Below are 26,497 nucleotides of genomic sequence, written 5' to 3'. Positions count from 1 at the left end.
GCTCAACGGGAAGGAAGTGACCACGGCGTTCTCTCCCGAGCCCAAACGACTTCGACGAGTCGATTTGGGCGATGACCTGCGGTTGGGTATGAATGAATTGGTGGTCGAGGTGTCGCCGCGCCTTGCCGACGGCAGGGTAGGGCGTGTGCGGGAGTACCGCAAGAAGCTCAACAGGGGGCATGCTTCCGACAGGCCACCTGAAAGGACGGTGGGCGGGGGAATATTCGTTTCGCCGCCGTCCTCACCGCCACCAGGCGAGTGAGTACTCGGATCCCCGGCACCTCAGGCGGTCAATGCCGTCATCTGACAAGCCACACCTTCAACTGACGCGTTCGACGATGAAGTCGGCGATGGCGGCCAGGGGGGCGGCGGCGGCGCCCAGCGGGGCGAGGGCGGTGCGGGCGGCGGCGTGGACCTCGTGGGCCTTGGCCTTGGCGCCGTCGAGGCCGAGCAGGGCGACGTAGGTGCTCTTGGCCAGGGCTTGGTCGGCGCCCTGGCGCTTGCCCAACTGTTCGGTGCTGCTCTCCACGTCGAGGATGTCGTCGCGGATCTGGAAGGCCAGGCCGATGGCGGCGGCGTAGTCATCCAGGGCCTGGAACAGGGCCGGGTCGAGGCCGGGGCGGCTCAGGGCGCCCAGGCGCACGGCGGCGCGGATCAGGGCGCCGGTCTTGAGGCTGTGCATCTGCTGCAATTCGGGCAGGGACAGGCCCTTGCCGGTGGCGGCCATGTCGATGGCCTGGCCGCCGGCCATGCCGCGCGAGCCGGAGGCGACGGCCAGTTCGCGCACCATGGCCAGGCGCTGGGCAGGGGCGGCGGCCATGGCGGGGTCTTCCGCCAGTACCTGGAAGGCGAGGGTTTGCAGGGCGTCGCCGGCAAGGATGGCGGTGGCCTCGTCGTAGGCCTTGTGGCAGGTGGGCTTGCCGCGGCGCAGGTCGTCGTCGTCCATGGCCGGCAGGTCGTCATGCACCAGGGAGTAGGCGTGGATCAGCTCCACCGCGCAGGCCGGGCCGTCCAGTTGTTCCAGGGGAACGCCGAGCACCTCGCCGGTGCTGTAGACCAGTACCGGGCGCACGCGCTTGCCGCCGTCCAGGGCGGCGTAGCGCATGGCGGCGTGCAGCCGGGTGGGGAGTGCGTCGGCGGGAGGCAACCGGTGTTGCAGGGCGTCTTCGGCGCGGGCGGCATGGGCCCGCAGCAGTTGTTGCAGATCCATGGGGACTTACTCGTCGCCCTCGAAGGGCTCCAACTCTTCCTTGCCGCTCTGGCTGGTGAGTATCTGCACCTTCTGTTCCGCCTCTTTCAGCGCGCCCTGGCAGGCACGGGTGAGGGCGATGCCGCGCTCGAAATCCTTGAGGGACTGTTCCAGCGACAGCTCACCTTGCTCCATGCGCTCGACCAGCTGCTCCAGCTCGGCCAGTGCCTGCTCGAAATCAAAGGTATCGCTGTTGGATGTGCTCTTCTTGGCCACGTGTCGTACTCCGGTGTTGGGCGGCTACGTTACCCCAGGCTGTGTACAGAATCAAACACGGTCTAGACTTGAAGCAGGAGGCGCTGCTGGGCGGTGCCGGCCTTTAACTTGAGCGACAGCACAGACGGGGTCGAAAATGAAAATCACCAAAAAGAAACTGATCGAGGAACTGAACAAGGACCTGGAGTGGGAGTATGCCGCCGCCATTCAGTATGTCCAGCACGCGGCGGTGATCACCGGGCCGGAGTACGAGTCTATCCAGAAGGAACTGCTGATCCACTCACAGGAGGAAATGGCGCATGCGGTGATGCTGTCGGATCAGATTTCCTTTCTCGGCGGCGTGCCGACGGTGGACGTGGAAGCGCGCGAGGTCTCGGCCAACAGCAAGGAGATGCTGAAACAGGATTTGACCGGCGAGGAGAACGCGATCAAGCGCTACAAGGAGCGTATCGCCCAGGCCGAGGCCTTGCAGGAGTACGGTCTGCGTCGCGTGCTGGAGGATATCCTGATCCAGGAGGAGGAGCACAAACGCGATCTGCTGACCGTACTGGGCAAATAGGCTTGTCGTGCGTCTATGCCTGCGGCGGTGGGAGTTGTACTTCCACGCGCAGACCGCCCAGCGACTCCGAACGGCCAAAACGCAGTTCTCCGCCATAGCCGACGACGATGTCGCTGGCTATGGCGAGCCCGAGGCCATGACCGGCGGTGGACTCGTCGATGCGCACGCCGCGTTCGGTCAGTGATGTCAGTTGCTCGGTCGAACAGCCGGGGCCGTCGTCCTCCACACAGAGATAAAACCCGGGCTGCGCCGTTGCCGTAATGCGTATCTGGCCGCGGCTCCACTTGCAGGCGTTGTCGAGCAGATTGCCGAGCAGTTCCAGCATATCTTCCCGATCGGCGGGCACCGCCAGTTCCTCTGCGATGCGGCATTCGAATTCCAGCGCCTTGTCACGGTAAATGCGGCGCAGCACGTCGAGCAGCGGCGGTAACTCTTGTGCCGGGACAAAGCGGCGTCCCGGAACGCTGCCGCCGGCGAGCCGCGCCCGTTTCAGTTCGCGTTCGATGAGCTGGCGCATGGCGGTGACAGGAGCAATAAGGCGCTCACGCAATTCCGGAGTGGCCTTGAGCGCCGGATCGTCCGCCAGCTGGCTGAGCAGACTGAGTGGTGTCTTCAGGGCATGGGCCAGATTGCCCAATGCATTGCGTGAGCGTTGCAGCCGCTCACCAAAGGCGGTGATCAGGCGGTTTACCTCGCGGGTCAGGGGGCGCAGTTCATCAGGCACCTGCTCGGGCAGGACGGCGATGTCGCCGCGCTCCAGACTGTCTACTTCGGTCCGTACCTGCATCAGGGGCCGCAGGCTGTGATGCACCAGCCAGCGTTGCAACAGGATCAGAACGCTCACCGCTGCCAGCGATAGCGCCAGCAGAAGCCATTGCAGGCGGTGCACGCTTTGCCGGATCAGGCTGAGGTCTTCGGCCACCGTGATGGTGATGTCCTGCTCGCCCTTGCGATAGCCATGCGTCACCACCAACAGCGGCTGATGTTCGGGGCCGTGCTGGTCCAGACGCTGCTGCGCACCGGCAGGCAGGAGGCCGCCGGCGAGATCATGGTCCCACAGGGAGCGTGAGCGCACGGACTGCTGCGCCGTGTCGATGCGGTAGTAGTGTCCGGAGTAGGGGCGCTGATATACGGAGTCGAGCTTCGCACTGTCCAGAATGATGCCGCCGTCGGGCTGCGGATGAATGGCCGCCAACAGGTTTTCCGCATCATGCGTCAGACGCGAGGCCAGATAGTCGGTGGTCATGTGGCGCAGGAACAGGCTGACGGCGACGCCCTGCAGCAGAAATACCGCCAGCAGCGCGACGATGAGGCCGCTACCCAGGCGTCCCTGCAGCGAATTCATCGGCCGGACTCCGCGAACATATAGCCCTGACCGCGATGGGTGGTGATGATGTCCTTGCCCAGTTTCTGGCGCAGGCGGTTTACGTACACCTCGATGACGTTGCTGTCCTTGTCGGAGTCATAGTCGTAGACATGTTCGGTGAGGCGGGTCTTGGACAACAGTTGGCCCGGATGCAGCATGAAGTAGCGCAGCAGGCGGAACTCGGTGCCGGTCAGCGCGTGCTCGGTGCCGTTGCAGTCGGTCACCGTCTGGCGTTGTTCGTCGAGGACCAGGCCGGGACCGTGCAAGGTGCCGGTGGGCAGCGCAGTGGCGCGTCGTGTCACGGCCAACAGGCGGGCGATGAGTTCTTCGGTGTGAAACGGTTTGCCCAGGTAGTCGTCGGCGCCGGCGCGAAACCCGTCGACCTTTTCGTGCCAGGCGTCGCGGGCGGTGAGCACCACCACCGGCACGGTGTTGCCATGGCGGCGCCAGTTGGTCAGCACCTCCAGGCCGGGGCGCCCGGGCAGGCCCAGATCGAGCACCACCGCATCATAGGGCTCGCTGTCACCGAAGGCCTCGCCGTCGATGCCGTTGCCGGCCACATCGACGGCAAAGCCGGCACGCTCCAGATCGGCGCGTAACCGCGTGCTGAGCTCTATATCGTCTTCCACCAGCAATAAACGCACATCAGTCGTCCTGTTTGCTCTTCAGCAGCTCGCCGCTGCGTGCATCGAAGTACATTTCCCATACGATGCCGCGCTCATCCACCAATTCAATTTCATACAGAACGCGCCCCTTTTTCTCTTTCAGCTTCAGTTCGAGGATGCGCCCCGGCCGTTCGGCCCGGGCCCGCTGGATGAGCGTTTCTAGCGGCAGGATGTCGCCGGTATCGCGCAGACGGCGGGCCTGGTCATGATCGCTCTCGGCAGCCGCGTTGAATGCACCGGCCAGCAAGGCCGTGCCGAGGATGATAGCGGAGAAGGAGATCAATCGTCCCATTGTCCGTACCCCGGGATGTCGATCTCGCGTTCGCGGTAGGAGCCGGTGTCGGCGCGGGTGTGACAGGCGTTGCAGTTGCTCAGGCTGCCCACCTTGGCGTTACCCTGGATGAGATGCGTAGGAATCTTGCGGTGTTTTTGCACGATGTAGGGCACCTCGGTGATGCGCAGGGGGGCTTCCTCGGCTGACAGGGAGCGGACGATCTTGGTGGAGCGGTAATCGCGCGTCCGGTCCGCCGCATTATAGAGCAGATAGTCCTCAATGACCTTGCGCTCCGGCGGCGCCAGTTCGGCGCTGTCGCCGAAGTGATCGGACAGCCCATTCATCAGTTTGCTCCAGGAACGGGCCGGTAACAGCCCGGGCTGGTAGGCGAAATGGCAACTGCCGCACTCCTGCTGATACAGCGGCAGGGAAGCCGGCGCCACGTCGGGGCCGCTGCGGCGATCATCGTCGCCCACCACCGCCAGACTGGTCAGTACCAGGCCGATGCCGGCCGCCAGCGGCCAAAGATGCTTGATGTTCATGCTATGTCCTCCCTCATTGGGTGCGGATGTAGGAAAGAAAGTCGCCCTTCTCCTGCGCGGTGCACGCGCGGCCCCAGGCGCTTTCGCAATTGCGCTTGAACCATTTCTCGATGAACGCGGCATCGGTGAGGCGTTTGGCATTCACCGACGGCGCCATGGGTTCGATGGGTTTGCCGGTCTTGGCATGCTTGCCGGTGGCGCGCAGGTCGCTGTCGTGGCAGGTGGCACAGGTCTGCGCACCGCCGCTGCGTGTCCACAGGGCTGCGCCGGCCTCGGCGCTGAACGGGCCGCCGCCCTGCGCGCGGTAACCCTGCAGCAGGTCGTCCACAGTGTCGGCCTGGGCCAGGCCGGCGGACAGACCGGCAAGGAACAACACGGGTAATAGCAGTTTCATGGCTTAGTCCTCGCTGGGAACCAGGGGTTTGCGGCCGGTCAGCATGGCGCGCACCAGATTTTCGCGGTGCAGCAGACTGCTCACCGCCACGCCGGCCACATGCACGAACACCAGCAGCAGGGTGAAGTGGGCCAGGAATTCGTGTACCTCTTCCATCGCCTCGCTCCAGAAACCACCGGGGTTGCCCGCCAGTGCCGCGAACGGACCGGCGGCAGTCTCGCCGATGCCGTAGGCGAGCAGACCGGTCAGCGTGGTCAGCAGCAGCGCGACGAGCAGCGCCAGCACCATCCAGCCGCCGGCGGGGTTGTGACCGACGTAGTGCGCCGGATGTCGCGTGAGCAGGCTCTTGAGATAGGCCATGACCGTTTGCGGGCCGTGGACAAAATCGCTGAAGCGGGCGTGGCGCGTACCGATCAGTCCCCACAGCAGGCGGAACAACACCAGACCGATGATGGTGTAGCCGGCCTGCACGTGCAGGCCGAGAAAATGATCCTCGGTGATGAAGGCAACGATGAAGGCCGTTACCAGACTCCAGTGGAACACGCGCACCAGCGGGTCCCACACCTTTACCTCATACGTCGTTTGCATGGTGATGCCTCCTGTCAGAGAACCGGTGGTCCGGATGTGGCATCACTATTTCACAGCCGGCTTAATCCAGGCTTAACGCGGGAGGTTGGCGACAGAGAGGCGGGGCTTGAAAGCCGACGCCCCTGGCCCCGGGGGAGGGGAGCCAGGGGCGTCGGGTACTGCAACGGTGATTTACCGTTGGGGGCCAGTGTCGCAGCAGAAGCTTAATTCAGCCTTAAGGAAGCTCTGGATAAGTTCAGCGCTTCCGCGGCACAGGGATGTGCCGCCATTTTCCGACGACGATAGTCGTTGGAACATGAAGCGAATCGAAAACCACAGTTTTCGATTCGCATGGTCTGAGAAGTTCAGGATGGACTTATTCAGCCCTTCCTTAATATGCAGGCGGCGTATTCCGGGGTTGTTCGGTAGGGCGGACAGGGTGCGGCAATAAAAAAGCCGGTCATCAAGCGATGACCGGCTTTTAATTTGTGTGGTACTCCCAAGGGGAATCGAACCCCTGTTTTCGCCGTGAGAGGGCGACGTCCTAGACCGCTAGACGATGGGAGCATAATTCGTGCTGTCGGGCGACGAAAAGCGCGTGGTATTATACCCGGATGCTCTCACGGCTCAAGCAATCTTTGGCGAAAAAATTGGGGTTGGGTAACCGTAAGGAAACTCCTCCCGCTGTCCGTCCCGCCCCCCGCATCATCCCCCGCGGTGAACACGGTCTGTCCCGCTCCAACATCAGCGAGGCCGCCCTCAAGGTGTTGTATCGCCTGCACAAGGCGGGTTACGAGGCCTATCTGGTGGGCGGCGGTGTGCGCGACATGCTGTTGGGGCGCGAACCCAAGGATTTCGACATCAGCACCAACGCCACCCCTGAAGAGGTGAAGCAGTTGTTTCGCAACTGCATCCTCATCGGCCGCCGCTTCCGCCTGGCCCATGTGCGTTATGGCCAGGAGGTGATCGAGGTGGCGACCTTCCGCGCCCACCATGAGGCGGGCGAGGAGGGCGAAGGGGTGATGGAAAATGGCCGCATCCTGCGTGACAACGTCTACGGCACCCTGGAAGACGATGCCTGGCGCCGCGACTTCACCGTCAACGCCCTCTATTACAACATCGCCGATTTCTCGGTGGTCGACCATACCGGCGGCATGGAGGATATCAAGGCCGGCCGCCTGCGCATGATCGGCGACCCGCTGGCGCGCTACCGCGAGGATCCGGTGCGCATGCTGCGCGCAGTGCGCTTCGCCGGCAAGCTGGGCTTTCGCATCGACGCGCCGAGCGAGCAGGCCATTCAGGAACTGGGCGGCTTGCTGGAGGAGGTGCCGGCGGCGCGCCTGTTCGATGAGGTGCTCAAGATGTTCATGAGTGGCTACGCGGTGGAAACCTACGAACTGCTGCGCCACTACCGCCTGTTCGGCCACCTGTTCCCGGACACCGAAAAATGGCTGCGCTACGAGGATCACCACTATCCGCGCACTTTTGTCGCCCGCGCCCTGGAGAACACCGATCAGCGGTTGCAGGATGGCAAGGCGGTGACGCCCGCCTTCCTGTTCGCCGCCCTGCTGTGGGAACCGGCGCGCAAGGAGGCGGAGCGTCTGGCCGGGAAGGGCGAGGGTGGCTTGCAGGCCATGCAGCAGGCAGGCGACATCGTGGTCGCGCGCCAGGTGCAGCGCGTGGCCTTTCCCAAGCGATTCACCCTGCAGTCGCGCGAGATTTGGGAGATGCAGGAGCGCCTGACCGCCACCGGCGGGCGGCGGCCGTTCCGTCTGCTGGAGCACCCGCGCTTCCGCGCCGCCTACGACTTCCTGTTGCTGCGCGCCGAGAGCGGCGAGGAGGTCACCGAACTGGCCGAGTGGTGGACCCGTTTCATCGCGGCCGACGAGGCCGGGCGGCTGGAGCTGTCCAGCGGCCAGCGCAACAACAACGGCGGCAGCGGCAAGAAGCGCCGGTCCCGCGGTGGTCGCCGCGGCAAGCCCCGTCACGCCACCCCGGCCGACAGCTGATCTCCCGTCGTGGTGCGCGCCTACATCGGTCTGGGCAGCAACCTGGACGATCCGGTGCAGCAATTGCACCGGGCGCTGGAGGCCCTGGCCCAGCTGCCGCAGACCCAACGGATTGCCTGTTCCCGTTTCTACCGCAGCGCGCCGCTGGGGCCGCAGGATCAGCCCGATTATGTCAATGCCGTGGTGGCCCTCGACACCGACTTGCTTCCCGAAGCGCTGCTCGATGCCCTGCAGGCCATCGAGGCGGCGCAGGGGCGGGTGCGTACCCGCCGTTGGGGGCCGCGTACCCTGGACCTGGACCTGCTGCTGTATGGCAATGAGGTGTTGGCCACGCCGCGCCTGACGGTGCCCCATCCCGGCCTCGCCGAACGCAACTTCGTGCTTTATCCCCTGGCCGAGCTGGTCCCGGATCTGCAACTGCCCGACGGGCAAAGGCTGGAGGAACTGCTGCTTCGCTGCGACCGTACCGGTTTGGAACCGCTGGCCCACGGCGATGGGGCGGGTGGCGTGATATCCTGAAGCCATGAACCGGCCCTTACGTTTCGACTCCCCGGTGGAGAAACAGGCAACCCCCCGCTTCATCGTGGTGGAGGGGCCCATCGGCGTGGGTAAGACCACCCTGGCGCGGCGTCTGGCGGAGACCTTCGGCAGTGAGCTGATGCTGGAGGGGGCGGACGAAAATCCGTTCCTGGAACGCTTCTACCAGGATCCGCGCAGTGGCGCGCTGCCGACCCAACTGTTCTTCCTGTTCCAGCGTGCGCGCCAGTTGCAGTCCTGGCGCCAGGGCGACATGTTTGCCCCGGTGCGGGTGGCGGACTTCCTGATGCAGAAGGATCGCCTGTTCGCCCAGCTCACCCTGGACGACGACGAGCTGCGCCTGTACGAGCAGGCCTACGAGCATCTGACCCTGGATGCGCCGCTGCCCGACCTGGTGATCTATTTGCAGGCGCCGGTGGAGGTGTTGCTGGAGCGCATCGGCCGGCGCAGCCGCAGCTATGAGCGCCAGTTGTCGGCGGATTATCTGCGCAAGGTGGCCGAGGCCTACACCCAGTTCTTCTATCAGTACAACGACACGCCGCTGCTCATCGTCAACGCCACCGACATCAATCTGGCGCAGGGCGATGCGGACTATGCCCAACTGCTGGAGCAGGTGCGCTCCATGCGCAGCGGGCGCCACTACTTCAACCCACTGCCGCTGAAGCTGTGACTGCCATGAGCAACGTGACCCTGAGCACCCTGCGCCGCCTGAAGCAGGCGGGCGAGAAATTCACCTCGCTCACCGCCTATGACGCCGCCTTTGCCCGCATTCTCGATGAGGCCGGGGTGGATGTTTTGCTGGTGGGCGATTCCCTCGGCATGGTGGTGCAAGGCAAGGACACCACCCTGCCGGTAAGCATGGACGAGATGGTGTACCACACGCAGATGGTCTGCCGCGGCAGTCAGCGTGCCCTGGTGATGACCGACATGCCTTTCCTCAGCTATGCCACGCCGCAGCAGGCGCTGGACAATGCCGCACGCCTGATGAAGGAGGGCGGCGCCCACTGCGTCAAGCTGGAGGTCCACGGCGGCATGGTCGACACGGTGCGCTTGCTGGCCGACTACGGCGTGCCGGTGTGTACCCACCTCGGCCTGCTGCCGCAGACGGTGCACAAGCTGGGCGGCTACAAGGTGCAGGGCCGCGATCACGACAGCGCCAACGAAATGCTGGCCGCAGCGCAGGCCATGGCCCACGCCGGCGCCGATCTGCTGCTGCTGGAGTGCGTGCCGAGCGTGCTGGCCGCCGAGATCACCGCCGCAGTGGACATCCCGGTGATCGGCATCGGCGCCGGCCCCGACACCGACGGCCAGGTGCTGGTGCTGTACGACATGCTCGGTATCACGCCGGGCAAGCGGCCGAAGTTCTCCATGGATTTCCTGCAACCGGCCGGCTCCGTCGCTGGCGCCGTCGGTGCCTACGTGCAGGCGGTGAAGGAACGGCGCTTCCCGGGCCCTGAGCACAGCGTCGACTGAAAACACCCTGTCGCAGAGACGCGGAGACGCAGAGTTGTTATGTCATTAGAATGACGGCCTGACAGTTGCGCACCCCTGCCGCGTTGGGGGTATCTCAACCAATACTCAATTTTCACTCTGCGCCTCCGCGTCTCTGCGACAGGGTGTTTTTCAAAAGATAGCCATGCAAACCGTCACTACCATTGCTGAAGTACGCTCCCTCGTCGCTGCCTGGCGTGCCGCGGGCCTGCGCGTCGCTTTCGTGCCCACCATGGGCAATCTGCATGCCGGGCATATCCACCTCGTTACCGAGGCGCGTCAGCGCGCCGATCGGGTGGTGGCGAGCATCTTCGTCAACCCGCTGCAGTTCGGCCCCAGCGAGGACTTCGCCGCCTATCCGCGGACCTTGGCGGCGGACCAGGAAAAACTGGTGGCGGCGGGCTGCGATCTGCTGTTTGCACCCACCGAGCAGGAGATGTATCCGCTGGGCCGCGCCGGACTCACCTTCGTCGAGGTGCCCGGGGTGTCGGATATCCTGTGCGGCGCGTTCCGTCCCGGTCACTTCCGCGGCGTGGCCACGGTGGTGAGCAAGCTGTTCAACATCGTGCAGCCGGACGTGGCCTTATTCGGCGAGAAGGATTACCAGCAGCTGCTGGTGATCCGCCGGATGGTACGCGATCTCGATATGCCGGTGGAGATCATAGGCGTGTCTACGGTGCGCGAGGCGGACGGCCTGGCGATGAGTTCGCGTAACGGCTACCTCGGCGCAGAGGAGCGCAAGTTGGCAACGGAGGTCTATGCAACGTTGTTGGCACTGGCGGCACAGCTGCGGGACGGTGCGCACGACTATGCCGTACTGGAGGCGGCGGCGGTGGCGCGGCTTGAACGGGCGGGGTTTTGTCCCGACTATGTGAGTGTGCGGCGGGCGGAGGATCTGGGCGCGCCGCAGGCGGGCGAACGCCGCCTGGTGGCACTGGCGGCGGCGCGCCTGGGCAAGACGCGGCTGATTGATAACCTGCTGATTAAATTGGATTAATTTTTATGAAAAACGCGGCGTTTGCGATTTTTCATTGAACCGGGGGCGGCAAAGCCCCATAATTGGCGCCCCTGTTTTGTGATGAAACGAGCTTGACCCATGCATCTGACCATGCTCAAAGCCAAACTGCACCGCGCCCGGGTGACCCACTCGGAGCTGGAGTATGAAGGCTCATGTGCCATCGACGGCAAGCTGCTGGATCTGGCAGGGATCCGCGAGTACGAGCAGATCCAGATTTACAACGTGACCAATGGTGAGCGTTTTACCACCTATGCCATCCGTGCCGAAGACGGTTCGCGTGTGATTTCCATCAACGGTGCCGCCGCCCACAAGGCCGCGCCCCGGGACGTGGTGATCATCTGCGCCTTCGTCGGCCTGTCCCAGCAGGAACTGGCCACCTACAAGCCGACCCTCGTCTACCTGGACGAAAACAATCACGTCATCCGTACCGCCAACACCATTCCGGTACAGGCTGCGTAGCGGCGGAAGTCACGGCACAGCACAATAACGAAGGGGCCTTGCGGCCCCTTCGTTTTTTGCATGACAACGGCGATCAGCCGGTATTGCGCATGCCGGCGGCAATCGCGTTGATCGAGCGCAGCAGCGGCTCCAGCCAGACCTTGCGTTCCTCTTCGTCCTGTGTGGTGTCGCGGTAGCGTTGCAACAGCATGATCTGGATGTGGTTGAGCGGGTCCAGATAAGGATTGCGGCGTGCCAGTGACAGCAGCAGGCCCGGCGTTTCTTCCAGCAGGGTCTGCAACTGCGCTACCTGCAGTACGTTGCCGACGGTGCGTTCGTGCTCACCGCGGATCATGCCGTAGACCTTGTCGGACACCTCGCGGTTGGCGTACAGCCCCGCGTACTGGGCGGCGATGCCCATGTCGGCCTTGAACAGCGACATTTGTGTGTTGGACAGTAAGGCGCGGAAGAAAGGCCACTCGCGGTACATGGTCTGCAACTGCGCCATGCGTTGTGGATCGCCGCCGCACCACTGCGCCAGGGCGCTGCCGATGCCATACCAGGCGGGAATGGTGTGGCGCGACTGCGCCCAGCCGAACACCCAGGCGATGGCCCGCACCGAGCCCTTGGACAGGTCGCCCTTCTTGCGGTGCGACGGGCGTGAGCCGATGTTGAGCATGCCGATCTCGCTCACCGGCGTGGCCTCGTAGAAATAATTGAGGAAGCCAGGGGTGCGGTCGGTCAGTTCGCGATAGGCATCCTCGCCGTAGCCGGCGAGCTGCTGCATGATGGCGGTGTAGTCGGCGTTGTCCGGCGCCGGCGGCGCAATCACGCCGCGGCTGGCCTTGAGCAGGCCGGACACGCCCATGGTCAGTTCGAACACGGCCGTTTCGGCGTTGCTGTATTTGTAGGACAGCACCTCGCCCTGTTCGGTGAACTTGATCTCGCCGTGCACGGTGCCGGCCGGCTGCGCCAGTATGGCCTCGTGGGTCGGGCCGCCGCCACGGCCGATGGTGCCGCCGCGGCCGTGGAACAGGCGCAGGCCGATGCCGCGCGCGCTGGCCAGGGCGGCGATCTTCTTCTGCGCCTGATACAGATTCCAGGACGAGGCGAGGATGCCGCCGTCCTTGCAGGAATCGGAGTAGCCCAGCATCACTTCCTGCTGATTGCCCGAGGCCTTGAGCAGGGCGGTATAGGTGGAGCTGTTGAGCAGGGTGCTCATCACCGGCTCGATGTGTTCCAGGTCGACGATGGTCTCGAACAGCGGCGACACGCGGATGTCGCAGAACCATTCGTCACCGCGGCGGCCCACCAGGCCGGCCTGCTGCGCCAGCAGCAGCACCTCCAGCACATGGCTGGCGGCATGGGTCATGGAGATGACGTAGTTGCCGAAGGCCTTGGGGCTGACCTCCTTGCGCATACGCGCCATCACCTTGAATACCTCCAGCGTCTCGCGCGCGCTGTCACTCAGCGCGCTGCGGTCCAGCGGCAGCGGCGTGTGGCCGATGAGTTCGGACAGCAGGGCGATGCGCTGGGCCTCGTCCAGGGACTTGTAGTCCACCGGTTCGGCCTGCTGTGCCAGCAGTTCAGTCACTGCGTCGCTGTGTCGCGTGGACTCCTGGCGCAGGTCGAGGTGGACCAGGAAGAAGCCGAAGGTCTCGGCCAGGCGGATCAGATCCTTCAGGTCGCCGTCGGCGATGATGTTGTCGCCGTGGGCGATGAGGGAGTCGCGGATCAGATACAGGTCATGCAGGAAGCCGCTTTCCGAGTGATAGCCGGCGGTGGCGCCCTCCACCTCGCTGCCATTGAGGCGTGCGTCCACGGTGCGCAGGTTCTGCATCAGGCGGTGACGCATGATGTACAGCTTGCGGCGGTAGGGTTCGCTGACGAAGCGGTGCGGTTTGTCGGCGAAGGCCTCGTCGGTGAAGGAAACCTCGTCGCGCTCCAGACTGGCGCGGAAGGCCTCGCTCGGCGTGCACAGCAGATGGGAATGGGTCAGCACATGGCTCAGGTGGGTGATGCGTTCGACATACTCGCGCAGGATCTCACGGTGATGCAGGCGCACTGCCATCACCGTGGTTTCCGGCGTGACGAAGGGATTGCCGTCGCGGTCGCCGCCAATCCAGGAACCGAAGCGCAGGAAACTGGGTACGCTGATGCCGCTGTCGGGGCCGTAGATGCGGCGCACGCCCTTGTCCATGTTGCGGTAGGTGGCGGGCACCGCCTGGAACAGGCTCTCACGGAAATAGAACAGGCCGTTCTTGATCTCGTCGCGTACCTGCGGGCGCTGGGCGCGTACCTCGTCGGTCTTCCACAGGATCAGGATTTCGGTGCGCAGCTGGGCGCGGATGTCCTGCTGCTCCTCCTTGCCGATACGCGGGTCGTCCAGGCGCTCGGACAGCAGGAAGATGCGGCGCAGCCCCTCCATCACGGTGCGGCGCTTGGCCTCGGTGGGATGGGCGGTGAACACCGGCATGTAGGCCAGGCGGTTGAGCAGCGATTGCAGCTGCTCCGGGCTGACATCGCGCGACTTGAAGTCGCGCAGCGCCTCGTCGAAGGAGCCGGTCCACAGCGGGCCACCGGTGCGCATGGCGCGGCGGCGGCTGCGGTACTGCTGTGCCTCCTCAGCGATGTTGGCCAGGCTGAAATAGGTACTGAAGGCGCGCACCACATGGGTCAGCGTCTCGGCGTCGAGATTGGCGATAAAGCGGCTGAGGCGCTGGCGCTGGCGCGGCGAGTCCTCCTGGCGCAGGCTGATGTAGCCCTTGCGCAGGGTCTCCACGGCGGCGTAGACCTTCTCACCGGCCTGTGATCTCAGTGTCTCCCCGAGCAGAGCGCCGAACAGTTTGACGCGGCTCCGCAGCTGCTTGTCATTCAAGCTAATCATTGTTGTTTGCCTGTATTCCCGCACGCGGCGGGAGGATGGATATCTGTGACGGCGTTCGCCGTCCGCACAGGGGGCGGTAGTATACCCGAAAGGGCGGTTATTGCCTGCTGGCAATGTGCTGGCGCGCAATGCCTGAGCAAGGGCTGGGGGAATCGCAAATTACGTTGCGTCCCCTGAGTAGGGAGCGGACCGCTCAGGGAAGCTGGCGGTACAGCTCCTGGTACTGGCGGGCGCTCTGTTCCCAGCTGAAGTCGCGCCGCATGCCGGTCTGCATCACCCGGCGCCAGATCTCCGGCTGGCGGTACAGCGCCAATGCCTGGCTGATGGCCATGAGCAGGGCGCTGCTGTCAGCCGCCTCGAATACGAGGCCGGTGGCCGTACCGTCGGCCAGAGTGGCGGCGTCGGCGTGGACCACGGTATCGGCCAGGCCGCCGGTGCGGCGTACCACCGGCACGGTGCCATAGCGCAGGCTGTAGATCTGGTTCAGGCCACAGGGCTCGAAGCGCGAGGGCATGAGGAAGATGTCGGCGCCGGCTTCCACCAGATGCGCATAGCGCTCGTCATAGCCGATGAAGGCGCCCACCTGGTCCGGGTAGCGGTCGGCCAGGTCACGGAAGGCCTGTTCGTAGTGGGCCGCGCCGGTTCCCACCACGGCTATCTGCACCCCCCGCAGCAACAGTTCCGGCAACACCGCCAGCACCAGATCGATGCCCTTTTGTTCCACCATGCGACCGACCAGGCCGAGCAGCGGCACGTCCGGCTCCACCGGCAGTGCGAACTGGCGCTGCAGCGCCGCCTTATCCTTCTTCTTGCCGGCCAGTTTGGTTGCACTGTAGTGGTGCGGGATAAGCGGGTCGTGGGCCGGGTCCCAGGCGTTGTAGTCGATGCCGTTGAGGATGCCGCGCAGGCGTTCGGCGCGGTGGTTGAGCACGCCTTCCAGGCCATAGGCGAACGCGGCGCTGCGGATTTCCTGGGCATAGGTGGGGCTGACGGTGGTGATCCAGTCGGCGAAGGCCAGGCCGCCCTTGAGAAAGTTGAACTGGCTGTGAAACTCCATCGCCTGCCAGTGCCACAGCGCCTCCGGCAGCTCCAGGCTGGCGAAGGTCTGGCGTGAAAACAGACCCTGGTAGGCCATGTTGTGGATGGTGAATACGGTACCGGGACGGCTGGGTTCCAGCGCCAGCAGGGCCGGTACCAGGCCGGTCTGCCAGTCGTTGCAGTGCACCACCTCGGGACGCCAGCCCAGCCCGGCACGGTCCTGCGCCAGCTCGACGATGGCGCGGCAGAACAGGGTGAAGCGGGCGGCGTTGTCGGGCCAGTCGTGGCCGTCGGGGCCGAGATAGGGGCCGCCGTCGCGGTCGAAGAAGTGCGGCGCCTCCACCAGCCACACCGGCACCTCGGTCTGCGGCAGGGTGCCTTCCAGGAGGCGTACCGGTGTGGCGCTGCCCGGCAGCGCCAGTTCCGCCACCACGGGCAGCACCGGCAGGCGTTGCAACACGGTGCGGTAGGCCGGCAGCACCAGACGCACATCATCGCCGAGGGCGCGCAGCACCGGCGGCAGCGAACCGCTCACATCGGCCAGACCGCCGGTCTTGATGAGCGGATGGGCCTCGCTGCTGGCAAACAGGATTCGCGACATAGTTAAATGCTATCGTGAGAAAGTTCGGCAAGGGCGGCTATGTTAAACCAAATGAGCGGACAGTTTGCGCTCACACGGTGAAAACCTGGGTTCTTGCCCCGGCGGACATTTCTTATGTCTGTAGAAACAGGAGCAGTGTATGTTTTGGTGTGAGGAACGGAGGGGCAAGCGATGAAGATGGCGATGATCGGTCTGGGCAAGATGGGCGGCAACATGGTGCGTCGTCTGCGCCGCCACGGCATCGAGGTGGTGGGCTACAACCGCTCGCCGGACATCGTGGGCCAGCTGGTGGCGGAGGAGGGGATGATCGCCGCCACCTCGGCCACCGAGGCGGTGCGGGCGCTGCCGACGCCGCGTGTGGTGTGGCTGATGCTGCCGAGCGGCTCGCCTACCGAGCAGATGATCCATCAGCTGATTCCCGTGCTGGAGGCCGGCGATGTCCTGGTGGACGGCGGCAACTCCAATTATCACGATTCCCAGCGCCGCGGCGCGCTGCTGGCCGAACATGACATCCACTTCGTCGACGTCGGCACTTCCGGCGGTGTGTGGGGCCTGGACAAGGGCTACTGCCTGATGGCCGGCGGTGAGCCGGCGGCCGTTAAGGCACTGGAGCCGCTGTTCCGCGCCCTGGCACCGGATACCGGCTGGGCCCACGTTGGCCCCATCGGCGCCGGCCACTTCACCAAGATGGTCCACAACGGCATCGAATACGGCATGATGCAGGCCTATGCCGAGGGGTTTGCGCTGCTGCGCGGCAAGCAGGAATTCAAGCTCGACCTGGCGCAGGTGGCCGAACTGTGGCGCCACGGCTCGGTGGTGCGCAGCTGGCTGCTCGACCTCACCGCCGATGCCCTGGCCGCCGATCAGGAACTGAAGGACATTTCTCCCGTGGTGGCCGATTCCGGCGAAGGCCGCTGGACCGCCATCGAGGCCATCGATCAGGGCGTGGCCCTGCCGGTGATCTCGCTGGCCTTGCAGATGCGCTTCACCAGCCAGGATGCCGAGGGCTATCCGGCCAAACTGCTGGCGCTGATGCGCAATGCGTTTGGGGGGCATAAGGTGGAGAAGGGTTAGCTGATGGGGTGTTGGTTTTGTGCGCTGCGCGCAAGTTAATTTTGATGCGGGGAACCGCCCCGCGCGCGGGTTACTTTCTTTGTCCCGCCAAAGAAAGTAACCAAAGAAAGGCGGCCCCGATGTCTCGCCCTGCGGGTTCCCTGCGCTACTCGCCCGAGGCGGGTTCCTCCGACAGTACGTCCCTGTACTGACGGAGGAATGCGCGCCATCCATGGCGCGCCCCCTGCGGGCCATCCCGCCTCGGGCTGTGTTGCTCGGCGAGACATAGGGGAGTGGAAATGTGCCGTGCCAACGTGTTGGAAAAACAGGAACGACTGGTTAGGGAGTAACGATGATCGACCCATGCACTTTTGTGATCTTCGGCGCTACCGGCAATCTAGCGGCCAACAAGCTGTTGCCGGCGTTGTATCACCTGGAAGAGGCGCAGCGCTTGCCGGAGGCGATGCGCATTCTGTGTTTCGGCCGGCGCGAGTACAGCGATGAGGCCTGGCGCGGCGAGGTGGCGGCGATACTGACGCCGCGGGCGCGGCATGGGTTGAAGCCGGAGGTGATGGAGCGCTTCGCGCAGCGCGTGCACTACTTTCAGGGCGATCTCGGCGATGTGGAATCCTATCACCGCCTGCGCCAGGCCCTGAGCGAGGGCTCGCACTTCCCCGACAACGTGGTGTTCTACATGGCGATCCGCCCGGCGGAATTCGGCATGGTGGGCGAGCTGCTGGCGCGGAGTGGTCTCAATACTGAAGACAGTGGTTGGCGTCGGGTGGTGATCGAAAAGCCCTTCGGCTATGACCTGGAGAGCGCGCAGATCCTGGAAGAAAAGCTGCACCGCAGTTTCAATGAATCGCAGCTTTACCGCATCGATCACTATCTGGGCAAGAGCACGGTGCAGAACGTACTGGTGTTCCGCTTTGCCAACCTGATGCTGGAGCCGCTGTGGAACCGCAACTACATCGACCATGTGCAGATCACCCATGCCGAGTCCAAGGGCATCGAGTCGCGCGCCGAGTATTACGACGGCGCCGGCGCCCTGCGCGACATGCTGCAAAGCCACCTGCTGCAAATGCTCACCCTGGTGGCGATGGAGCCGCCGGCGGCGCTGGATGCCGAATCGCTGCGCGATGAGAAGGTGAAGGTGCTGAAATCGATCCGGCCCATCCCCGCCAGTGCCGTGCATGCCCATGCCTTCCGTGCCCAGTATGCGCGCGGCACGGTGAAGGGCGAGAAGGTTCCCGGCTATCTGGAAGAGGAGGGGGTGGAGCCACACAGCACCACCGAGACCTATGCCGCACTCAAGTTCTATATCGACAACTGGCGCTGGCGTAACGTGCCGTTCTACATCCGCACCGGCAAGCGTATGGCGGCGGACACCTCGATGATCGCCATCCGCTTCAAGCATCCGCCGCAACAGCTGTTCCGCCGCACCCAGGTGGATCAGATCAAGCCCAACTGGCTGCTGCTGTCGATCCAGCCGCAGGAATGTCTGCGCGTGGAGATTCAGGTGAAGGTGCCGGGCCTGGAGATGCGTACCGGCACCACCCGGCTTGATGCAGCTTATTGCGGCCTGGCCCAACGTCAGCTCGATGCCTACGAGGCCCTGCTGCTGGATGTGATCGAAGGCGACCATTCGCTGTTCCTGCGCTACGACGAGGTGCGCTGGGCCTGGCAGGTGGTGGACCCGATCCTCAAGGTGTGGGCCATGGAGCGCGACTTCATTCATACCTATCCGGCGGGAACCATGGGACCGCTGGAGGCCAACCGGTTGTTCGACCGGGATGATCAGCACTGGCGTGATTCGCTGGATGCGCCGGAAGAAGACAACGAGTAAGAAAGGAACCCGAATGAGCAATCTGACCCAGTCTGCGGCCTGGAAGGCGTTGGCGGCGCACTACCAGGATGTGGCCCATATCCACATGCGCGATCTGTTCGAGCGCGACCCGCAGCGCTTTGCGAGTTTTTCGCTGCAATTCGACGATCTGCTGCTGGACTACTCCAAGAACCGGGTTACGGCCGATACCCTGCGGCTGCTGTTCGATCTGGCGCGGCAGCAGGACATCACTGGCTGGTGCGATCGCATGTTTCGCGGCGAGACCATCAATAACACCGAGCAGCGTGCCGTGTTGCACGTGGCGCTGCGCCATCGCGGCGCGCAGCCGATTCTGGTGGATGGGGAGAACGTGATGCCCAAGGTGGCGGCGGTGCTGGCCAAGATGCGCGAGTTTTCCGATGCCGTGCGCGGCGGGCGCTGGACCGGCTACAGCGGCAAGGCGATCACCGACGTGGTGAATATCGGCATCGGTGGTTCCGACCTCGGGCCGCTGATGGCCTGCGAGGCATTGAAGCCCTACGCCCAGCCGGGTCTCAATGTGCACTTCGTTTCCAATGTCGACGGCACCCATGTCGCCGAGACCCTGAGGCAATTGCAGCCGGAGACCACCCTGGTCATCGTCGCCTCCAAGACCTTCACCACCCAGGAGACACTGACCAATGCGCGCACCGCGCGGCAATGGCTGGTGCAGGCGGCCGGCAACGAGGCGGCGGTGGCCAAACACTTCGTGGCCCTGTCCACCAATGCCGAGGCGGTGGCCAAGTTCGGCATCGATACGCGCAATATGTTCGAGTTCTGGGACTGGGTCGGCGGGCGCTATTCACTGTGGTCGGCCATCGGCCTGTCCATTGCCGTCTATATCGGCATGGACAACTTCGAGGAGATGTTGGCCGGCGGTCATGACATGGACAGCCACTTCCACAGTGCGCCACTGGAGAAGAACATGCCGGTGATCCTGGCGCTGCTCGGCATCTGGTACAACAATTTCTTCGGCGCCCAGAGCCACGCCATCCTGCCCTACGATCAGTACCTGCACCGCTTTCCTGCCTACCTGCAGCAATTGGATATGGAGAGCAACGGCAAGCGAGTCACCCGCGAGGGCGAGAATCTGACCTGGTCCACCGCGCCGGTGATCTGGGGCGAACCGGGCACCAACGGCCAGCACGCCTTCTATCAGCTCATTCATCAGGGCACCAAGCTGGTGCCGGTCGACTTTCTGGCGCCGTTGCACAGCCAGAATCCCATCGGCGAGCACCACGCCATCCTGTTGTCCAATGTGTTTGCCCAGGGCGAGGCGCTGATGAAGGGCAAGAACGAGGCCGAGGTGCGCGCGGAACTCCAGGCGGAGGGCAAGAGCGATGCGGAAATTCTGGCGCTGCTCAATCACAAGATTTTCCCCGGCAACCGTCCCAGCAACACCCTGCTGTTCAATAAGCTCACGCCGCGCACCCTGGGCCGGCTCATCGCGTTGTATGAACACAAGGTCTTCGTGCAGGGCGTGATCTGGAACGTCAATTCCTTCGATCAATGGGGCGTGGAGCTGGGCAAGCAACTGGCCAAGGCGATCCTGCCGGAACTGGCGGCGCCGGCGGCGGTGGAGGGGCACGACAGTTCCACCAACGGATTGATCAACTATTACCGTGCGCGCAAGAGTTGAGTCGTGCGATAGCGGCTATGTTTTTATGCGGTGCAGGGTCCGGCGGGGATTTTTTTCCCAGGCCGGATTGCTATAGTAACCGGCGGCCATGCCCAGGCGGGGATGGCCGCCACTCCAGGGGGATGGCGTCGCACTGCACGATGCCGCCAACAACAACAAACAACGGAGCTGTACGCATGGAATCCATGAATCCCTATCAGGCGCCTGCCGCCGATGTTTCCGCCATCCCCGGCCAGGGCGGGTTTGACGAGAGCGGGCCGTTTTCGCCCAAGGGCCGCTTCGGCCGTTTGAGTTACATCGCCTGGGGTGTGCTGCTGGGCGTCGCCGCCTGGATCGCCATGATGGTGGTGGGCGGCGGTATGGCGATGATGGGGCCGGACAGCTTGGCGGCGATGGGGCCGATGGTCCTGTTGGTCCAGTTGGTGCTGTTCGTGCCGACCATCCTGTTTGCCATTCGCCGCCTGCACGACTTCAATGCCTCGGGCTGGTGGAGCCTGCTGTTCATCGTTCCCATCGTCAATTTCGTATTCATCCTGGTCTTGCTGCTCAAGGGCGGTACCGCAGGCACCAATCGCTTTGCGCCGCCGCGCGTCACCCGTGGCTGGGAGAAGGTGCTCGGCTACATCGGTATCGGCCTCGCGGTGCTCGGTGTGGTTGGTATCTTTGCCGCTGTCCTCATTCCGACCCTAGCCAGCTAACGCCGCCGCTTCCCAATGCTGCAACTGGATACGGTCCATACCTTCGAGACGCCCGAAGGTGTGGACCTGCGCCTGCGGGTGGCCGGGCCGCTGCCACGTGCCTTGGCCTGGGTGCTGGATGCGCTGATCCGCTATGCGGTGTTGTTCATGCTGTCCATGATCCTGCTGCCGCTGGCCGACCTCGGTGTCGGTGCTTTTCTCATCATGCTGTTTCTGATGGAATGGTTCTATCCCGTGCTGTTCGAGGTGACGCGCGGTGCCACGCCGGGCAAGAAGGCGCTCGGCCTCAGCGTGGTGCATGACAACGGCACGCCCATCGGTTGGGCCGCCGCCCTGATCCGCAATCTGTTGCGGGTGATCGATTTCTTTCCCCTGTTCTATGGCGTCGGCCTGCTGTCGATGCTGATCAATCGTCAGTTCAAGCGCCTCGGCGATCTCGCTGCCGGCACCCTGGTGGTGTATGCGGATGCGGTACGGCGCGCCGAGGTGGTGATTGAGGCGGAGGCGCATGCCCTGCCGGCGCCGCTGGCGGTGGAGGAGCAGCGCGCCTTGCTCGACTTTGCCGAGCGCAGTACGACGCTGGCCTCGGCCCGGGTGGAGGAACTGGCGGAGATCATTGCCGATGAGCGGGGGCCAGCCGCCGTGCAGACCGTGCTGGGTTATGCCCGCTGGCTGGAGCGCGGACGATGAAGCAGCAGCAGTTCATCGAGCAACAGCAAGCGCTGTGGGACAGCTTCCGCCAACTGGCCGACGAGCTGGACAAGCCGCCGCGCCGGCGCCAGCGGGAAGGGCTGGAACGCCTGCCGGAGTTGTACCGTCGCCTGTGCGCCGACTACGCCCTGGCGCGTCACCGCCACTACAGCACCGGCCTGGTCGACGAACTGCATGACCTGGTGCAGCGCGGCCATCGCCTGTTGTACCAGCGCAAGAGCCTCTGGCTGTGGCGCCTGGTGGCCTTTCTGTGGAGCGGCTTTCCCAATGCGCTGCGCCGCCACAGCGGCGCCTTCTGGCTGGCGACGTTGCTGTTCTATGGTCCGGCGCTGGCCATGGGCCTCGCCTGCTATTTCGATCCCGATTTCATCTACACCATCCTCGATCCGTTCGAGGTGGCGTCGATGGAGTTCATGTACGACCCGGCCAATCCGCTGCCGGGGCGTGGCGAGGATCGCGCCTCCGCTACCGACTTCAGCATGTTCGGCTATTACATCTGGAACAACATCGGCATCGGCTTCCGCACCTTCGCCAGCGGTATGCTGGCCGGTGTCGGCACGGTGCTGCTGCTGCTGTTCAATGGCGTGGTGATCGGCGGTGTCGCCGGTCATCTCACCCAGCTGGGTTTTTCCTCCACCTTCTGGACCTTCGTCGCCGGCCACAGCGCCTTCGAACTGACCGCCATCTGCATCAGCGGCGCCGCCGGCCTGCTGCTCGGCAAGGCGATCCTGGCGCCGGGGCGGCGCACGCGCGGCGAGGCGCTCAAGTGGGCGGCGCTGGAGGCGGTGACGCTGGTGATGGGGGCGGCCCTGCTGCTGCTCGGGGCGGCCTTCATCGAGGCCTTTTGGTCGTCCAACGGCGCCATCGCGCCCGCGGTGAAGTACACCGTTTCCGCCGTGCTGTGGGGCGGGCTGATTCTGTATCTGGGCTGGGCCGGGCGGGGCCGCGATGCAGCTTGATCGCATCAGCGCCAGCATCCGCTATCGCACGCCGTGGGAGGGCGTCGATCTGGGCTTTGTCATGGCGCGGCAATGGTTCTGGCCGTTGTGGTGCCTGTGGTTTGCCACCGCGCTGCCGCTCAGCCTGCTCGCAGTGCTGCTGCTGCACCCATGGCCCTGGGCGGTGGCGCTGATGGTGTGGTGGTTCAAGCCGCTGTATGAACCGCTGTTGCTGTTCTGGCTCAGCCGGCGCCTGTTCGGCGAGGAGCTGTCCTGGCGCGAAACGCTGGGACAGTGGCGTACGGTGCTGCGGCCGCGTCTGCTTGCCAATCTCACCGTGCGGCGGTTGAGCACCAATCGCTCCTTCTTCATGCCGGTGTCGCACCTGGAGGGGCTGACCGGTGCCGAGCGCGACAAGCGCCTGCAGGTATTGTCCACCAACCAGTCCACCGGCACCTGGCTCACCATCGGCGGCATCCACTTCGAGGGGGTGTTGCAGTTTTCCTTTCTGCTGTTGCTGTTGTACCTGATCCCCGATGAGTTGCGTCCCGATGACTGGTGGGAAATGCTGGTGGGTGACGAACCGGTATCCGCCTGGCTGAGCAACGCCTTTGCGCTGCTCGCCATGTCCATCATTGCGCCGTTCTACGTGGCCGGCGGCTTTGCCCTGTATCTGACGCGCCGCTCGGTACTGGAAGCCTGGGATTTGGAGCTGGCCTTCCGCCGCATGGCGCCACGTTTCAAACCGGCACGCGCCACGGCAGCGCTGCTGCTGGGTGGCGCGTTGCTGTTCGGTCTGGCCTGGCCGGCTACGGAGAGCTGGGCGCTGGAGCATGCCGAGGCGCAGCAGGTGATCGGCGAGGTATTGCAGGACGAGGATTTCGGCAGCCGGACGACGGAAAAATACTGGCGCTATCTCGGTGAGCGCGAGCAGCAGCAGCGGCCCAACTGGGATATGTCCTGGGTGCCCATGGTTGCCGAGCTGTTTGAGTATCTGTTGTGGATCGCCGCTGCGGTGTTGCTCGGCTGGTTGCTGCTCTATCTGCTGCGCCTCACCGACTGGCTGCCGCAACGTCGTGCCGCGCGCCAAGCGCCGCCACCGTCGGTGCTGTTCGGCCTGCCGGTGACGCCGGAATCCCTGCCGCAGGATGTGGCTGCCGCCGTTGCTGCCCTGCTGGGCGAGGGGCGCCTTCGTCCTGCCCTGAGCCTGCTCTATCGCGCCACCCTGATCCGTCTGATCCACGAGCACCATGTGCGCATCCCCGACAGCGCCACCGAGGGTGAATGCCAACGCATCGTCGGGGACCAGCGGCCAGCGTCGGAAGGGGAGTTCTTCAGCCGTCTGACCCGCGCCTGGGTGTGGTGTGCCTACGGTCATGTGGCTCCGGCGGCGGACGACATCGCGGCACTGGCCGCCTCCTGGCAGCAGTTGTATGGAGCGCGCGCCGATGAATGAGCTGCGTGTGGTCCGGCTGATCGTCGGCGGTGTGCTCGCTGTGGGCACGGCGCTGGCGCTGATCTGGTTCTTCAATAATTTCGAACTGGCCGAGCGCGAGGTGGTCGGCGGCTATTCGCAGGAGGCACGGCGCAATCCCTTCCTCGCCGCCGAGCGCTTTCTTGCGCGCATCGGTCGCGAGGCGGCCAGCGTGTCCAGTTCCGATCTGTGGCGCAATCTGCCCGGCAGCAACGACGTCCTGGTGATTTACCGCTACGTGCCGCCGGCCGGGGCAGAGCGGCAGCAGTTGCTGCGTGCCTGGATCGAGGCGGGCGGCCATCTGATCGTCGGTGCCGACGCCACGCTGCGCATCGGCAAGGCGGCGGACCGCAAGATCCCCGGTCTGCTGGCGGAGCTGGGGGTGCGCGTCGTCGAACGCGAACAGGGCTTCCTGCCGGACATTCCCCGGCAGGTGCGCCTCGAGATCGAATTTGCCGAGGTGGAGACGCCGGTGGGCGTGACCATGTCCACCCAGCGCTATCTGGAAGATACCGAGGAGCAGGCCAGCGCCGGCGTCGCAATGGATGAGGGTTACGGCCTGCTGCAATACGCGCTGGGCGCGGGACTGGTGACGGTGCTGGCGGACAACACCTTCCTCACCAACCGCCGCATCGGCGATGACGACCATGCCCTGGCCCTGGCGTTGCTGGTGGGGACCGAGCCGAAAGGCAAGGTGTGGCTGGTGCACGACGTGGTGATGCCGTCGTTGCTGGACCTGGCCTGGCAGCATGCGGCGCACGCGCTGGTCGCGCTGCTCGCCGCCATTGTGCTGTGGCTGTGGAAGATGGGGGCGCGCCTCGGTCCGCTGCTGCCGCCGGCGCAGGCGCCGCGGCGGGACATCAGCGAACACCTCACGGCCAGCGCCACCTATCTGTGGCGGCTGGACCGCACCCAGGCGCTGTTCCGGCACAACCGCCAACGCATCGAGCAGGCCTGGCTCGGCAAGCATTACGCACTGCGCGGCATGGAGCCCGCCGAACGCTGCCATTGGATCGCCGCACGCAGCGGGCTGACGCCGCACGCCGTGCAGCGGGCGTTGTATGCAGACTATGCGGCGGAGAGCGATTTCATCGAGTTGAGCAGTTATTTGCAGGTGCTGCGCACCGCACTATGAATTCCGCGAGGGAGGAATGATGAGCGAGACGAACATGCAGAATCCGGCGCTGGCCCAGGCCAGCACCCAGGTGCGCCATCTGGAGGCGATGGTGGGCCGTGCGGTGATCGGTCAGCGGCAGGTGATCCGCGAGGTGATCGTGGCGCTGGTCGCCGGCGGCCATGTGCTGGTGGAGGGCCTGCCGGGCCTGGGCAAGACCCTGCTGGTGCGTTCCCTGAGCAAGGCGGTGGGCGGCCACTTCTCCCGCGTGCAGTTCACGCCCGACCTGATGCCGAGCGATATCAGCGGCCACGCCATGTTCGACATGAAATCGGAGGAGTTCCGCATCCGTCGCGGGCCCATCTTCTGCAACTTTCTGCTCGGCGACGAGATCAACCGCGCCCCGGCCAAGACCCAGTCGGCGCTGCTGGAGGCGATGCAGGAGGAGCAGGTCACCATCGAGGGCAAGCCGTTCCAGCTGGAGCAGCCCTTTCTGGTGATGGCGACGCAGAACCCGGTGGAGCAGGAGGGCACCTATCCACTGCCGCAGGCGCAGCTCGATCGCTTCCTGCTCAACGTCTACATCGACTATCCGAGCGAACAGGAAGAAAGTGCGATGATCCGCCAGGTCACCGCCAATGCGGTGGGCAACCAGCTCGATGTCTCCACCATCGAGCCGGTGCTGACCCCGGCGCAGGTGATCGAGGTGCAGAAGGCCGCGGCGCAGGTGCAGGTGGACGAGGCGATCCTCGGCTACATCGTGCGCATCGTGCGCGCCACCCGCGACTGGCAGGGCATCGAGACCGGCGCCGGCCCGCGCGCCGGCATCGCGCTGCTGCGCTGTGCCCGCGCCCAGGCGCTGGCCAACGGCAATTTCTTCGTCACCCCCGACGACGTGAAATCCATCGCCCCGGCAGTGCTGCGCCACCGCGTCAAGCTGTCGGCCGATCTGGAGATCGAGGGCTACCGTCCCGACGACGTGCTGAAAGACCTGCTCGCCAACGTCGAGGCGCCGCGGCAGTGAGATTCACCCCCGCGCCACGGCTGGTCGCGCTCGCCGCCCTGTGGGCGGCGCTCGGCATCGCCGCCGCATTGCTGCCTGCGGCGGTGCTGCTGTGGCAGGGCGGCGGCGTGCTGCTCGGCGCTGCGGCGCTG

Annotated in this window: 27 protein-coding genes and 1 tRNA gene; 17 read left to right on the top strand and 11 right to left on the bottom strand. The window is 64.8% G+C overall.

Annotated elements, in window-relative coordinates; all coding sequences use genetic code 11:
- Positions 1–262 (top strand): hypothetical protein (locus tag ACMV8A_RS14620; protein ID WP_495326618.1); only part of this gene is annotated, 262 nt, incomplete at its 5' end.
- A 57-nt stretch (positions 263–319) separates the two neighbouring features.
- Here the strand turns inward: ACMV8A_RS14620 and ispA are convergent.
- Complete coding sequence (gene ispA / locus ACMV8A_RS14615) at positions 320–1,210, bottom strand: (2E,6E)-farnesyl diphosphate synthase (protein ID WP_495326617.1); 891 nt, start codon at positions 1,208–1,210, stop codon at positions 320–322.
- Positions 1,211–1,216: 6 nt separating this feature from the next.
- A complete protein-coding gene (locus ACMV8A_RS14610; RefSeq protein ID WP_495326616.1) occupies positions 1,217–1,465 on the bottom strand; it encodes an exodeoxyribonuclease VII small subunit in 249 nt (82 codons plus the stop codon).
- A gap of 136 nt (positions 1,466–1,601) precedes the next feature.
- Between ACMV8A_RS14610 and ACMV8A_RS14605 the strand changes: the two genes are divergently transcribed.
- Positions 1,602–2,024: a ferritin-like domain-containing protein gene (locus ACMV8A_RS14605; protein WP_495326615.1), complete on the top strand. Its 423-nt coding sequence runs from the start codon at positions 1,602–1,604 to the stop codon at positions 2,022–2,024.
- A 13-nt stretch (positions 2,025–2,037) separates the two neighbouring features.
- Here ACMV8A_RS14605 and ACMV8A_RS14600 read toward each other — a convergent pair whose 3' ends face one another.
- The 7 genes from ACMV8A_RS14600 to ACMV8A_RS14570 form a co-directional block, all read right to left on the bottom strand.
- Positions 2,038–3,369, bottom strand: a complete 1,332-nt coding sequence (locus ACMV8A_RS14600) for an ATP-binding protein (protein WP_495326614.1) — start codon at positions 3,367–3,369, stop codon at positions 2,038–2,040.
- The gene (locus ACMV8A_RS14595; RefSeq protein WP_495326613.1) at positions 3,366–4,034 is read right to left on the bottom strand and encodes a response regulator transcription factor; all 669 of its coding nucleotides are present in this window, start codon (positions 4,032–4,034) and stop codon (positions 3,366–3,368) included. Before ACMV8A_RS14595 ends, ACMV8A_RS14600 begins: the two co-directional genes overlap by 4 nt.
- A 1-nt stretch (position 4,035) precedes the next feature.
- Positions 4,036–4,347 carry a PepSY domain-containing protein gene (locus ACMV8A_RS14590; RefSeq protein ID WP_495326612.1) on the bottom strand — a complete coding sequence of 104 codons (312 nt, stop codon included), beginning with the start codon at positions 4,345–4,347 and terminating at the stop codon, positions 4,036–4,038.
- On the bottom strand, positions 4,335–4,871 hold the full coding sequence (locus ACMV8A_RS14585; RefSeq protein ID WP_495326611.1) for a diheme cytochrome c: 537 nt from the start codon (positions 4,869–4,871) through the stop codon (positions 4,335–4,337). Before ACMV8A_RS14585 ends, ACMV8A_RS14590 begins: the two co-directional genes overlap by 13 nt.
- Before the next feature lie 13 nt (positions 4,872–4,884).
- Entirely contained in the window at positions 4,885–5,265 is a 381-nt protein-coding gene (locus ACMV8A_RS14580; RefSeq protein WP_495326610.1) for a DUF1924 domain-containing protein, read from the bottom strand.
- Between the two features lie 3 nt (positions 5,266–5,268).
- Positions 5,269–5,853, bottom strand: a complete 585-nt coding sequence (locus ACMV8A_RS14575; RefSeq protein WP_495326609.1) for a cytochrome b/b6 domain-containing protein — start codon at positions 5,851–5,853, stop codon at positions 5,269–5,271.
- Positions 5,854–6,323: 470 nt separating this feature from the next.
- Positions 6,324–6,399: transfer RNA gene (locus ACMV8A_RS14570), tRNA-Glu, on the bottom strand.
- Between the two features lie 47 nt (positions 6,400–6,446).
- Here ACMV8A_RS14570 and pcnB point away from each other — a divergent pair.
- The 6 genes from pcnB to panD all read left to right on the top strand — a co-directional run bounded on the left by pcnB (position 6,447) and on the right by panD (position 11,346).
- A complete protein-coding gene (gene pcnB, locus ACMV8A_RS14565) occupies positions 6,447–7,841 on the top strand; it encodes a polynucleotide adenylyltransferase PcnB (RefSeq protein ID WP_495326608.1) in 1,395 nt (464 codons plus the stop codon).
- A gap of 9 nt (positions 7,842–7,850) precedes the next feature.
- Positions 7,851–8,360: a 2-amino-4-hydroxy-6-hydroxymethyldihydropteridine diphosphokinase gene (gene folK, locus ACMV8A_RS14560; protein ID WP_495326607.1), complete on the top strand. Its 510-nt coding sequence runs from the start codon at positions 7,851–7,853 to the stop codon at positions 8,358–8,360.
- Positions 8,361–8,364: 4 nt separating this feature from the next.
- Positions 8,365–9,048, top strand: a complete 684-nt coding sequence (locus tag ACMV8A_RS14555) for a deoxynucleoside kinase (RefSeq protein WP_495326606.1) — start codon at positions 8,365–8,367, stop codon at positions 9,046–9,048.
- A gap of 5 nt (positions 9,049–9,053) precedes the next feature.
- On the top strand, positions 9,054–9,851 hold the full coding sequence (gene panB, locus ACMV8A_RS14550) for a 3-methyl-2-oxobutanoate hydroxymethyltransferase (protein ID WP_495326605.1): 798 nt from the start codon (positions 9,054–9,056) through the stop codon (positions 9,849–9,851).
- Between the two features lie 163 nt (positions 9,852–10,014).
- Positions 10,015–10,866, top strand: coding sequence for a pantoate--beta-alanine ligase (gene panC, locus ACMV8A_RS14545; RefSeq protein WP_495326604.1), 852 nt, complete (start codon positions 10,015–10,017; stop codon positions 10,864–10,866).
- 99 nt (positions 10,867–10,965) lie between these two features.
- The gene (panD, locus tag ACMV8A_RS14540) at positions 10,966–11,346 is read left to right on the top strand and encodes an aspartate 1-decarboxylase (RefSeq protein WP_495326603.1); all 381 of its coding nucleotides are present in this window, start codon (positions 10,966–10,968) and stop codon (positions 11,344–11,346) included.
- A 73-nt stretch (positions 11,347–11,419) separates the two neighbouring features.
- Here the strand turns inward: panD and ppc are convergent, their stop codons facing one another.
- Together ppc and glgA are read right to left on the bottom strand one after the other, a co-directional pair.
- Positions 11,420–14,212 carry a phosphoenolpyruvate carboxylase gene (gene ppc, locus ACMV8A_RS14535; protein ID WP_495326602.1) on the bottom strand — a complete coding sequence of 931 codons (2,793 nt, stop codon included), beginning with the start codon at positions 14,210–14,212 and terminating at the stop codon, positions 11,420–11,422.
- 193 nt (positions 14,213–14,405) lie between these two features.
- Positions 14,406–15,851, bottom strand: coding sequence for a glycogen synthase GlgA (glgA, locus tag ACMV8A_RS14530; RefSeq protein WP_495326601.1), 1,446 nt, complete (start codon positions 15,849–15,851; stop codon positions 14,406–14,408).
- Positions 15,852–16,022: 171 nt separating this feature from the next.
- Here glgA and gnd point away from each other — a divergent pair, with 171 nt between their 5' ends.
- The 9 genes from gnd (at position 16,023) to ACMV8A_RS14485 (ending at position 26,366) form a co-directional block, all read left to right on the top strand.
- Positions 16,023–16,925 (top strand): phosphogluconate dehydrogenase (NAD(+)-dependent, decarboxylating), encoded by a 903-nt coding sequence (gnd, locus tag ACMV8A_RS14525; protein ID WP_495326600.1) that lies wholly within the window; start codon positions 16,023–16,025, stop codon positions 16,923–16,925.
- 331 nt (positions 16,926–17,256) lie between these two features.
- Positions 17,257–18,750, top strand: a complete 1,494-nt coding sequence (zwf, locus tag ACMV8A_RS14520; protein ID WP_495326599.1) for a glucose-6-phosphate dehydrogenase — start codon at positions 17,257–17,259, stop codon at positions 18,748–18,750.
- A gap of 13 nt (positions 18,751–18,763) precedes the next feature.
- The gene (pgi, locus tag ACMV8A_RS14515) at positions 18,764–20,407 is read left to right on the top strand and encodes a glucose-6-phosphate isomerase (RefSeq protein WP_495326598.1); all 1,644 of its coding nucleotides are present in this window, start codon (positions 18,764–18,766) and stop codon (positions 20,405–20,407) included.
- Positions 20,408–20,583: 176 nt separating this feature from the next.
- On the top strand, positions 20,584–21,105 hold the full coding sequence (locus ACMV8A_RS14510) for a DUF805 domain-containing protein (protein ID WP_495326597.1): 522 nt from the start codon (positions 20,584–20,586) through the stop codon (positions 21,103–21,105).
- 15 nt (positions 21,106–21,120) lie between these two features.
- Entirely contained in the window at positions 21,121–21,795 is a 675-nt protein-coding gene (locus tag ACMV8A_RS14505; protein WP_495326596.1) for an RDD family protein, read from the top strand.
- Positions 21,792–22,775 carry a stage II sporulation protein M gene (locus ACMV8A_RS14500; protein ID WP_495326595.1) on the top strand — a complete coding sequence of 328 codons (984 nt, stop codon included), beginning with the start codon at positions 21,792–21,794 and terminating at the stop codon, positions 22,773–22,775. The genes ACMV8A_RS14505 and ACMV8A_RS14500 overlap by 4 nt, the downstream gene beginning before the upstream one ends.
- Complete coding sequence (locus ACMV8A_RS14495; RefSeq protein ID WP_495326594.1) at positions 22,765–24,210, top strand: DUF4129 domain-containing protein; 1,446 nt, start codon at positions 22,765–22,767, stop codon at positions 24,208–24,210. Before ACMV8A_RS14500 ends, ACMV8A_RS14495 begins: the two co-directional genes overlap by 11 nt.
- Entirely contained in the window at positions 24,203–25,363 is a 1,161-nt protein-coding gene (locus ACMV8A_RS14490; protein WP_495326593.1) for a DUF4350 domain-containing protein, read from the top strand. The genes ACMV8A_RS14495 and ACMV8A_RS14490 overlap by 8 nt, the downstream gene beginning before the upstream one ends.
- 19 nt (positions 25,364–25,382) lie before the next feature.
- Positions 25,383–26,366, top strand: coding sequence for an AAA family ATPase (locus ACMV8A_RS14485; protein WP_495326592.1), 984 nt, complete (start codon positions 25,383–25,385; stop codon positions 26,364–26,366).
- Positions 26,367–26,497: the final 131 nt, after the last annotated feature.

This window comes from Sulfurivermis sp. (assembly GCF_059410345.1).
The sequence above is the reverse complement of the archived record's forward strand: the minus strand, read 5'-3'. Positions and strand labels throughout refer to the sequence as shown.

Excerpts from the sequence above, each read along its gene's own strand:
- gnd (WP_495326600.1), top strand. The coding sequence starts at position 16,023 with ATGAAGATGGCGATGATCGGTCTGGGCAAGATGGGCGGCAACATGGTG.
- ACMV8A_RS14500 (WP_495326595.1), top strand. The coding sequence starts at position 21,792 with ATGAAGCAGCAGCAGTTCATCGAGCAACAGCAAGCGCTGTGGGACAGC.
- ACMV8A_RS14575 (WP_495326609.1), bottom strand. The coding sequence starts at position 5,853 with ATGCAAACGACGTATGAGGTAAAGGTGTGGGACCCGCTGGTGCGCGTG.
- panB (WP_495326605.1), top strand. The coding sequence starts at position 9,054 with ATGAGCAACGTGACCCTGAGCACCCTGCGCCGCCTGAAGCAGGCGGGC.
- ACMV8A_RS14585 (WP_495326611.1), bottom strand. The coding sequence starts at position 4,871 with ATGAACATCAAGCATCTTTGGCCGCTGGCGGCCGGCATCGGCCTGGTA.
- ispA (WP_495326617.1), bottom strand. The coding sequence starts at position 1,210 with ATGGATCTGCAACAACTGCTGCGGGCCCATGCCGCCCGCGCCGAAGAC.
- zwf (WP_495326599.1), top strand. The coding sequence starts at position 17,257 with ATGATCGACCCATGCACTTTTGTGATCTTCGGCGCTACCGGCAATCTA.
- ACMV8A_RS14490 (WP_495326593.1), top strand. The coding sequence starts at position 24,203 with ATGAATGAGCTGCGTGTGGTCCGGCTGATCGTCGGCGGTGTGCTCGCT.
- pcnB (WP_495326608.1), top strand. The coding sequence starts at position 6,447 with ATGCTCTCACGGCTCAAGCAATCTTTGGCGAAAAAATTGGGGTTGGGT.
- ACMV8A_RS14510 (WP_495326597.1), top strand. The coding sequence starts at position 20,584 with ATGGAATCCATGAATCCCTATCAGGCGCCTGCCGCCGATGTTTCCGCC.
- panD (WP_495326603.1), top strand. The coding sequence starts at position 10,966 with ATGCATCTGACCATGCTCAAAGCCAAACTGCACCGCGCCCGGGTGACC.
- ACMV8A_RS14485 (WP_495326592.1), top strand. The coding sequence starts at position 25,383 with ATGAGCGAGACGAACATGCAGAATCCGGCGCTGGCCCAGGCCAGCACC.
- ACMV8A_RS14580 (WP_495326610.1), bottom strand. The coding sequence starts at position 5,265 with ATGAAACTGCTATTACCCGTGTTGTTCCTTGCCGGTCTGTCCGCCGGC.
- panC (WP_495326604.1), top strand. The coding sequence starts at position 10,015 with ATGCAAACCGTCACTACCATTGCTGAAGTACGCTCCCTCGTCGCTGCC.
- ACMV8A_RS14505 (WP_495326596.1), top strand. The coding sequence starts at position 21,121 with ATGCTGCAACTGGATACGGTCCATACCTTCGAGACGCCCGAAGGTGTG.
- pgi (WP_495326598.1), top strand. The coding sequence starts at position 18,764 with ATGAGCAATCTGACCCAGTCTGCGGCCTGGAAGGCGTTGGCGGCGCAC.
- ACMV8A_RS14600 (WP_495326614.1), bottom strand. The coding sequence starts at position 3,369 with ATGAATTCGCTGCAGGGACGCCTGGGTAGCGGCCTCATCGTCGCGCTG.
- glgA (WP_495326601.1), bottom strand. The coding sequence starts at position 15,851 with ATGTCGCGAATCCTGTTTGCCAGCAGCGAGGCCCATCCGCTCATCAAG.
- ACMV8A_RS14605 (WP_495326615.1), top strand. The coding sequence starts at position 1,602 with ATGAAAATCACCAAAAAGAAACTGATCGAGGAACTGAACAAGGACCTG.
- ACMV8A_RS14495 (WP_495326594.1), top strand. The coding sequence starts at position 22,765 with ATGCAGCTTGATCGCATCAGCGCCAGCATCCGCTATCGCACGCCGTGG.
- ACMV8A_RS14590 (WP_495326612.1), bottom strand. The coding sequence starts at position 4,347 with ATGGGACGATTGATCTCCTTCTCCGCTATCATCCTCGGCACGGCCTTG.
- ACMV8A_RS14555 (WP_495326606.1), top strand. The coding sequence starts at position 8,365 with ATGAACCGGCCCTTACGTTTCGACTCCCCGGTGGAGAAACAGGCAACC.
- ppc (WP_495326602.1), bottom strand. The coding sequence starts at position 14,212 with ATGATTAGCTTGAATGACAAGCAGCTGCGGAGCCGCGTCAAACTGTTC.